Source organism: Paraburkholderia sp. Ac-20347 (assembly GCF_017104805.1).
Classification (GTDB): Bacteria; Pseudomonadota; Gammaproteobacteria; order Burkholderiales; family Burkholderiaceae; genus Paraburkholderia; species Paraburkholderia tropica.
In genome coordinates this window covers 1-1136 of sequence record NZ_JAAGPN010000597.1, presented here as the reverse complement: position 1 = coordinate 1136, position 1136 = coordinate 1, and the positions used below count along the sequence as shown (strand labels likewise).

General features: G+C 71.2%; 1 protein-coding gene. It reads right to left on the bottom strand.

The window, feature by feature from the left end:
- On the bottom strand, positions 1-1136 hold a 1136-nt coding region (locus G3N97_RS38920), incomplete at both ends, for a condensation domain-containing protein (protein ID WP_241031108.1).

The window sequence follows — 1136 nt, the reverse complement described above, 5'->3', positions numbered from 1 at the left end:
GCTCCTGCGCGGCCATGCCCTGCGCCTGCAACGCGCGCAGCCAGTCGCCGAGTTGGCGCGCCGCGCGCGGCTGCGCCACCACCGGCAGCGTGTTGATGAAGAGACCGAGCAGATGCGCCGCGCCGGGCAGATCGGCGGGACGGCCCGCGAGCGTCGCGCCGAACACCACCGCGTCCTGATTCGTGTAGCGCTGCAACAGCAGCGCCCAGGCGGCCTGCAGCAGCGTGTTGACGGTCACGTGTTCCTCGCGCGCGAACGCGACGAGGCGCGCGGTGTCGGCGGCGTCCAGTTCCACCGTGTAGAGCGCCTGGCCGGATGCCTGACCCGATGCATCGCCGGCGCGTTTCGGAAACGCCTCGGCGAGCCGCGTCGGGCCGTCGAGGCGCGCGAGCTGCGTCTGCCAGTGCGCGGCGCTCGCCTGCGCATCGTGGCCGCGCAGCCAGCCGATGTAATCGCGATAACGACCGCCCTGCGCGGGCAGCGCCTCGCCGCTGTAATGGCGCAGCACTTCGCCGAGCAGTTGCGACACGCTCCAGCCGTCCATCAGCAGATGATGGTGGGTCCAGACGAAGTGATAGCGCCGCGCGCCGGTGCGGATCAGCGCCAGCCGATGCAGCGGCGCGCGCGCGAGGTCGAAGCCGCGTTCGAGTTGCTGCGCGGCCAAGGCGTCGAGTTCGGTGCGGAGATCGGTGCTTGAATCGTCGCTGATATCTGTCTTCGCTTCGCCGTCGCGCACGCGCCAGTCGTGCTCGTCGAGCGGCAGTTCCACCGCGCGCGCGACCCACTGCAGCCAGCCCTCGCCTTGCGCGACGAAACCCGTGCGCAGGATGTCGTGACGCTGCGTGAGCGCCTGCCAGGCGGCGCGAAAACGCGCGGCGTCGAGACCGTCGAGATCGACGCGCAACTGGTTCAGATACACGCTGCCGCCGCGCGCATAGAGCGCGTGAAACAGCATGCCCGACTGCATCGGCGAAAGCGGATACAGGTCGGCGACGTCGGCGAGCGCGAGCGGCAACGCATCGAGTTCGGGCTGATCGAGCGCCGCGAGCGGGAAGTCGGCGGGCGTCGCGCCCGCGCCGCGCGCGGCCTGCGCCTGCGCGCACGTTGCGATCAACTCGCGCAGCGCCGCGCCGAAC